This window comes from Stenotrophomonas sp. PS02298 (genome assembly GCF_029959445.1).
Lineage (GTDB): Bacteria > Pseudomonadota > Gammaproteobacteria > Xanthomonadales > Xanthomonadaceae > Stenotrophomonas.
Map to the genome: position 1 here is coordinate 1 of NZ_JASCOR010000199.1, position 6,869 is coordinate 6,869.

Sequence of the window (6,869 nt, forward strand, 5' to 3'; positions counted from 1 at the left end):
AAGCCGATCAGGGAGAAGAAGTCCTTGGGAACGATCAACGCCATCCACGAATCGCTTCATGCAGAGCACCCATCGACCGGTGCTCAGATCATGCCAGCGGAGGCGGGGTTTTCACACAGCCTCGGCCGAAAGCAGACGGCTCCTAGGATAGTGACCTTCACATCATCGTGATCCGCTATCCCTGTCTCCAGTAGATGTCCAGAGCTACCCCGATCGGCAGGTTGAGATCGAAAGTCCTTTGTCTTCCCAGAATCGCGAGACAAGTTCCCTACTGCGAATTGCTGCCATTGCGTACGTCCAGTGCCCTGCGGCGGTTGCGCTTAGCCGCCACCGCCGCAGGCTGGCGCTTGCGGTGCTCGGAAGCCCAAGAGTTTGTCTGGGCGTAGGGCCTTCGGTGATCCGGACTACGAATTCGTGTTCGCAGGCATCGAGATCACAACCTTCCCCTTGGTGCGTCCGCGATCGACATAGGACAGGGCCTCGGAGGTAGAGGCGAAATCGAATACCTGATCGATGACCGGCTTGATGACCGATGCATCTACCAATTGGGTGATCTCCTCCAACTGCTTCCCGTCTGCACGCATGAAGACGAATGTGTATTTGACCCCGGCCTGCTTCGTGGCTGCACGGATCTTTCTGCTGATCAAGCCCACAAGCTGACGGGCAACCCAAGAGAGCCCGAGGCTGCGCGCGAACTCCGGCGTCGGCGGACCAGAGATGGAAATCAGATGCCCACCTGGCCGCAAGACCTTGACTGAGTTGGCGAGAACTTCTTGGCCCAAGCCGTTCAGAACGACGTCGTAATCCTTCAACAGCTCTTCAAAACGCTGGTTCTTGTAATCGATGACCTCATCGGCCCCGAGTGCCTTGACGAGGCTGGCGTTGGCCGCGCTGGTGGTCGTAGCAACATAGGCACCAAGATGCTTGGCCAACTGAATAGCTACGGTGCCCACGCCACCAGATCCTGCATGAATGAGTACCTTCTGCCCGGGGCGAACTGCCGCCGTTTCAACGAGCACCTGCCATGCGGTAAGAGCGACCAACGGAATTGAAGCAGCCTCCTCGATGCTTGCTGCATCAGGCTTGGTCGCCAGCGCCTTGGCATCTACAGCCACGTACTCCGCGAAGGTGCCGATACGGGATGCAGGCACTCTGCCGTAAACCTGGTCTCCGATGGCAAAGCGAGTTACCTTCCTGCCCAGCCCCACAACTGTTCCGGCCACGTCGTTACCGAGGATCAGTGGAAGCGCATAGGGCAGGACCCGCTTGAACTCTCCCTTCATGATCTTCAGATCCAGCACATTCACGCTCGCTGCTCCGACGCGGACCAGGACATCGTCATCTCCGAGTTCGGGGATTGCGACCTCCTTGATTTGGCCAGTCTCATTCTTGTCATACTGCTCAATCACAAAGGCTTTCATCTTCGTGGTCTTCATGAATTTAGGTCCTTGGAATTAGACAGATACCAAGAGTGTCAAGCGTCATCTGGTGGCGCTCGGGACACCCTGCGGCATCCTCAGGTGGATAGGAAGGCGAGTGCCGCCGGAATGAACTCAGCGTGATACTGGAAGATCCCGCCATGCCCTGAGTCGGGATAAATGATCAGACGTGCGTCCGGGAATCGCTCGGCCATCGTCAAGCTGAGTTCCGTTGGCACCATGATGTCATGGTCCCCGTTCACGATAAGAACAGGCTGCTGCACGTTTTCCAGTGATTGTGCGGCTTGCCGCCCCCAAGCCTCGATCGCCTGGAGTTGGTGCATGAACGCCTCTGCACTGGGTACCTGATCCCGATCCAGATGCCGCTCCGCCAGCCGGTCGACGAAGGCTTGTGCTGCAGCGCGCCCTTTGCCGTTGTCGTTGAAGAACAGATGGTACTGCGGAGGCTTTCCTTCACGTTTGGCCCGCTCTATCAAAGGCCAGGAGGTGGCACCCACCTTGTCGATGCCATCACCGCCAGCGGGGCCGGTGCCGGCGAGGATGAGCTTCCTGACCAGCTCTGGCTTCTTCGCCACAATCTGTTGGGCTACAAAGCCCCCCAGCGAGAACCCGAACAGATCGACCTGCTCGTGACCCAAGGCATGGACGCAGGCAATGACATCGTCGGCAAAATCCGCGACCAACACGGGCGACGGTCCATCTGAAAGTCCAATCCCGCGGTAATCGATGGCGATGACATGGTGCTGGGTGGCCAGAGCATCCACGATCCGGGGATCGAAGCCGTCCAGATTTGCTCCCCAATGATTGAGAAGCACGACGGGAACGCCTCCTGCAGGTCCGAGCTCGCGATACGCCAGACTGACGCTGCCGATATTGACGCGCTTGTTCGGCGTGCTCACCCATGAAGACCGTCCTTCCGTGCCCAGTGGCAACGAGTCAGCGTCAGAGCGGCATTGAACTACCAGTGTCCCACTCATTACCTGGACGACATCATCGTTCTGGTTGAACGTTTCGGTGCGGAGCTTGACCAAGCCTTGGCGAGGCTTCGATCTGGATCTCCGGACCTCAAGGACTTCGCATTCAACACGCAACGCATCGCCGGGGCGCACGGGGCGGGGCCAGCGCAGGTCATCGAAACCTGCTCCAATGATTCCACCGGCCAACTGCTCTTCATTGGAAAGCAGCAGCCTCATGGTGGTTGCTGCTGTGTGCCAGCCACTGGCAGCGATACCCTGGAAGAGCGTATCGGAGGCCAGGGCTTCATCCATGTGGAACGGCTGGGGGTCATAAGCCTCGGCAAACTGCTTGACTTGTGACACATCGATGGAAATGGACGCCTTGCCAATGAAGCGCTGGCCTACGTACAGGTCTTCCAGGTACAGGGTGGTCATATGGGTTCTCGTGATCTATCAATGAATCCCGGCGATTGCGGGATCTCACCGGCGCGGGTCGACCTGGAGGTCTATTGACGGTAGCGGGCGGCTGCTTGGCCTTGCTTGAGATCGCCGATCAGGGCCTGACGCGCCGTTTGCAGGGACGCCCACCGTTCCTCGACGTGGAGCGGCGGGATCGTTATCGGCTCGCGGCGATCGTAACCAACCAGCGCGGCATCGACGAGTTCTTCCACGTCCATCATTTCCGCGAGCCTGCTCACATCGATCCCGGCACGATCCCACAGCTCTGTCCTGGTGGCTGCCGGAAGAACTGCTTGTACGTAGACGCCACGCGGCCCGAGCTCGATTTGAAGTCCTTGGGAGAGGAACTGAACGTAGGACTTTGTCGCCCCATAAATGCTCATCGAGAACTCTGGTGCCAGGCCAACAACCGATCCTATGTTGACGATGGCACCATCACCATTGTTGACGAGGCGAGGGGCGATTGCTGCCGCCAGACGGGTAACGGACGTCACGTTCAACGCGATCATTTGCTCAATGCGCTGCGCGTCCTGGTCCAGGAAGCTACCCGACTGTCCCATCCCGGCGTTGTTGATGAGTACGCCAATCCGTTCGTCATCGCGCAACTTCCGTTCGACCCTCAGAAGGTCGTCCTGATTTGTCAGATCCGCCGGCAGGACCTCGACAGTCACATCGAACTTCTCGCTCAACTGTTGCGCCAGCACGTCGAGCCTGGCCTTGTCGCGGGCGACCAGCACAAGGTCGTGACCGCGTTGTGCGAAACGGGCGGCGTACGTGGCACCAATGCCAGTGGAGGATCCGGTGATGAGTACGGCAGCAGGCCTGTTCATGGTGTTTACCTATACGAATGGGGGAGGGGGCAGGTGTTGACCTGCCCTTTGAAGTTGACGGGCTTATGCCATCGTCGGGTAGTCGGTGTAGCCCTTCTCACCGCCACCGTAGAGGGTGGTGGGATCCAGTGGGCTCAGCGGTGCGTGTGCCTTGAATCGCTCGACCAGATCAGGATTGCTGATGAAGGCTCGCCCGAATGAGACAAGTTGCCGCTCGTCTTCCTCAACTCGAATCTTCGCCAGCTCGATGCCATAGCCATTGTTGGCGATGTACGTGTGCTTGAAGCGACTGCGCAATGCTTCGTAGTCGAAGGGCGTAATATCCCGGGGACCGCCGGTCGCACCTTCGACCACGTGCAGATACGCGATACCGAGATCACTGAGTGCAGCGACGATGTAGTCGAACTGGGGTTGCGGCTCGGAGGAGGAGATGCCGTTGGTTGGGGACACTGGCGAGATGCGCACGCCCGTTCGCCCAGGCCCAATCTCCCCGGCGACAGCCGTTGTGACCTCAAGCAGGAGCTTGGCGCGGTTCTCGATCGAACCACCGTAGCGGTCCGTCCGCTGATTGGCCCCGTCCTTGATGAACTGATCGAGCAGGTAGCCGTTGGCACCGTGGATCTCGACGCCGTCAAATCCGGCGGCGATCGCATTTGCTGCGGCCTTGCGGAAATCCTCGACGATGCCGGGAATCTCGTCTGTCAGAAGGGCGCGCGGTTCAGAGACGTCAACAAAGGTTTTGTTTACAAACACCTTGGCTTGAGCACGAATCGCCGAGGGGGCAACAGGAGCGGAGCCGCCTGGCTGAAGGTCCACGTGGGAGATCCGACCGACGTGCCAAAGCTGCACGAAGATCTTGCCGCCCTTCTCATGCACTGCATCTGTCACTGCTCGCCATGCCTTGATCTGTTCAGGCGTGTAGATGCCGGGGGTGTCCTGATAGCCCTGGGCTTGAGGTGAAACCTGGGTGGCTTCAGTGATGATCAGCCCGGCCGTGGCGCGCTGGCTGTAATAAGTGGCCGCCAGTGGGGAAGGCACCAAGCCAGCGCCGGCGCGATTGCGGGTCAGCGGGGCCATCACAACGCGATTGGAAAGGGTGATATCGCCGCACTCGTAAGGGGCGAACAGAATGCTTTCAGTCATGAACGGCAGCTAAGAAGAGGGTTGGAGTGCCAATGATTACGGTCGTACGCATTGCGTGTCAAGTTATGATTATGATCGTACGCAATGATATAGTTCAGTCATTCAGGTTCGGATCTCCTCCAGGATCAAGTCATGAAAGTTACGAAAGCTCAGTCCCAGGCAAACCGGGCACACGTTGTCGAGACAGCGTCGACGTTGTTCCGTCAGTTCGGCTATCAAGGCATCGGCGTTGCTGATCTCATGGCAGCTGCAGGGTTGACGCAGGGCGGCTTCTACAAGCATTTCGCCTCAAAAGCCGACTTGGCAGCAGAGTCAGCGACCTGTGGGTTCCAGCAGACCGCTCGTTTGCAGACCGGAGATGCCTCAGCTTTCATCAAGCAGTACTTGTCGCGTGCCCATCGCGACAACCCGTCCCAGGGCTGCACCATGGCCGCCCTCGCAACAGATGCATCGCGCCAGCCCGAGCAAGTCAGAACAGCCTTCGCGGAAGGGCTTGAGCAGTTGCTGGGAGCGGGCCATCAGGCCGCAGGACAAGTGCCGGCTGATGCCCCCTCCATGTCCCAACAGGAGCGCGCCCGTAGGATCGAGGCGTTCTCTCAGTTGGTGGGCGCGCTGGTTCTCTCCCGTGCATGCCCCGACGACGCACCACTTGCAGACGAGATCCTAAACACCTGTAGGGACCGCGCACTGGCCCGATTGAAGCCACGCAACTGACACGCTGCGTAAAGATCTATCGAGCGCCGCGGCAGCGTCGGCTCGCCGGCTGATCTGGAGGTCACACCCTCCATCGGTCCGAGGCGTGCGGAAAACGTCTCGTCCCGCAGCTCCGGGCCATGGACGCGGGGATCCTGGATCTTCACCAAAGTGCGTCAGCGCTCCAGGAGGAGAAGTGTTGTCTGGCAACATCCAAGACAAGCTCTGGATTAGTGGCTAGCATCATGGAGAGCGAGCTATTTCCCAATAGCGTATGCGGGGCCGCCAGCCAATCCATCTCTTCCCAGCCTGACGTTCGCTCGCCTTCGGCCACTCCATATGGACCACGGAGAAGCGAAAGCAGCTCAGCTAGCACTGATACCGGCTCGTTAGACGGCGTCAACTGCCATGCGGGATAGAAAAACCCTTCCTTTTCTGGGAGCCAGACACCCAAAACTCTGCCAGATTGCATCAGCTGGGAGAGCGTCTGACCCTTACTGCCATCCAATCGCAGCAGATCCTCGAACGCGCTCGGATCCAGCCAATCAGCCGACAGGGCAGCCCGGGCTGCAGCGGACGCAGGTGTTTCCTCGAGCAAATGCTTGGGCATGCTCTACTTGCCAGGTGGCTTCACAGCGCAAGGATGCCACGTCCAACCACTCAGGTAACCTGTGGGGGAAACGTCTCAACCCATCGGATCAATTAGGCCGAGGACTACCCACAAGCGCAGCTAGCCGTCTGCAGCGCGTGTTACGGTGCAGTGCCGATACATCTGATCCACCATTGGGCGAGGTGACGACCATGAATCTGATGACTGCACTGCTCCGCGGGTTCGTCCAAGGTGCGAAGGAAACTCCGGCCGGATTCTTCTCGCCGATAGTAGGCCTGTGGCGAATCATGTCTACGCAGACTGATCGGGCGATCCGCCGGCACTGGTGGAAGTAGGCCTTCAATGAAATGAGGGGCACCTTATCCGCGGCAACGCGAAAAACAGGGCATCTTATCCGGGGTTCTGCGAAAACACGGGCGAGTATCTCTGCGAAAACACGGGCGAGTATCCGCGCCAAAAGAGGCGGGTTTCCTCCGGAACATGGGCAACTTGTCCGTGGCAATCAGCCGGGATGGTAGGTGAGAAGTGATCCAAAGCCAGATCCATTGGAGTCGGCCCATCAACCATTTCGCATAATGTATATTATGTAAACACTAGGCAACGCAAAACGAGGGTCGGCAGGGAATCATTACGTACAGGGCCAAAAGCTGCCTAAGCGACTGAATTTCAAGGTTGATTGCTCGTCTCTCGGGCAGGTTCTCCCCATCTATGGGGTCTGTTCAAGCACCTTGGCTGTGTA

At 58.7% G+C, this 6,869-nt stretch carries 6 protein-coding genes; 1 reads left to right on the forward strand and 5 read right to left on the reverse strand.

Annotation, left to right across the window (positions count from 1 at the left end; genetic code table 11):
• Positions 1–404: 404 nt before the first annotated feature.
• The 4 genes from QMX78_RS19205 to QMX78_RS19220 all read right to left on the reverse strand — a co-directional run bounded on the left by QMX78_RS19205 (position 405) and on the right by QMX78_RS19220 (position 4,827).
• Positions 405–1,436: an NADP-dependent oxidoreductase gene (locus tag QMX78_RS19205; RefSeq protein WP_282272575.1), complete on the reverse strand. Its 1,032-nt coding sequence runs from the start codon at positions 1,434–1,436 to the stop codon at positions 405–407.
• Positions 1,437–1,516: 80 nt separating this feature from the next.
• Positions 1,517–2,830 (reverse strand): alpha/beta fold hydrolase, encoded by a 1,314-nt coding sequence (locus QMX78_RS19210; RefSeq protein WP_282272577.1) that lies wholly within the window; start codon positions 2,828–2,830, stop codon positions 1,517–1,519.
• A gap of 71 nt (positions 2,831–2,901) precedes the next feature.
• Complete coding sequence (locus QMX78_RS19215) at positions 2,902–3,684, reverse strand: SDR family oxidoreductase (protein ID WP_282272579.1); 783 nt, start codon at positions 3,682–3,684, stop codon at positions 2,902–2,904.
• Positions 3,685–3,747: 63 nt separating this feature from the next.
• Positions 3,748–4,827 (reverse strand): alkene reductase, encoded by a 1,080-nt coding sequence (locus QMX78_RS19220; RefSeq protein ID WP_282272581.1) that lies wholly within the window; start codon positions 4,825–4,827, stop codon positions 3,748–3,750.
• A 132-nt stretch (positions 4,828–4,959) separates the two neighbouring features.
• Here QMX78_RS19220 and QMX78_RS19225 point away from each other — a divergent pair, with 132 nt between their 5' ends.
• Complete coding sequence (locus tag QMX78_RS19225; RefSeq protein WP_282272583.1) at positions 4,960–5,541, forward strand: TetR family transcriptional regulator; 582 nt, start codon at positions 4,960–4,962, stop codon at positions 5,539–5,541.
• Positions 5,542–5,683: 142 nt separating this feature from the next.
• Here QMX78_RS19225 and QMX78_RS19230 read toward each other — a convergent pair whose 3' ends face one another.
• Positions 5,684–6,130: a hypothetical protein gene (locus tag QMX78_RS19230; protein WP_282272585.1), complete on the reverse strand. Its 447-nt coding sequence runs from the start codon at positions 6,128–6,130 to the stop codon at positions 5,684–5,686.
• Positions 6,131–6,869 lie beyond the last annotated feature (739 nt).

What these genes read in the sequence shown, in the direction of transcription:
- QMX78_RS19205 (WP_282272575.1), bottom strand. Translation starts at nt 1,436, where the DNA reads ATGAAGACCACGAAGATGAAAGCCTTTGTGATTGAGCAGTATGACAAG.
- QMX78_RS19210 (WP_282272577.1), bottom strand. Translation starts at nt 2,830, where the DNA reads ATGACCACCCTGTACCTGGAAGACCTGTACGTAGGCCAGCGCTTCATT.
- QMX78_RS19215 (WP_282272579.1), bottom strand. Translation starts at nt 3,684, where the DNA reads ATGAACAGGCCTGCTGCCGTACTCATCACCGGATCCTCCACTGGCATT.
- QMX78_RS19220 (WP_282272581.1), bottom strand. Translation starts at nt 4,827, where the DNA reads ATGACTGAAAGCATTCTGTTCGCCCCTTACGAGTGCGGCGATATCACC.
- QMX78_RS19225 (WP_282272583.1), top strand. Translation starts at nt 4,960, where the DNA reads ATGAAAGTTACGAAAGCTCAGTCCCAGGCAAACCGGGCACACGTTGTC.
- QMX78_RS19230 (WP_282272585.1), bottom strand. Translation starts at nt 6,130, where the DNA reads ATGCCCAAGCATTTGCTCGAGGAAACACCTGCGTCCGCTGCAGCCCGG.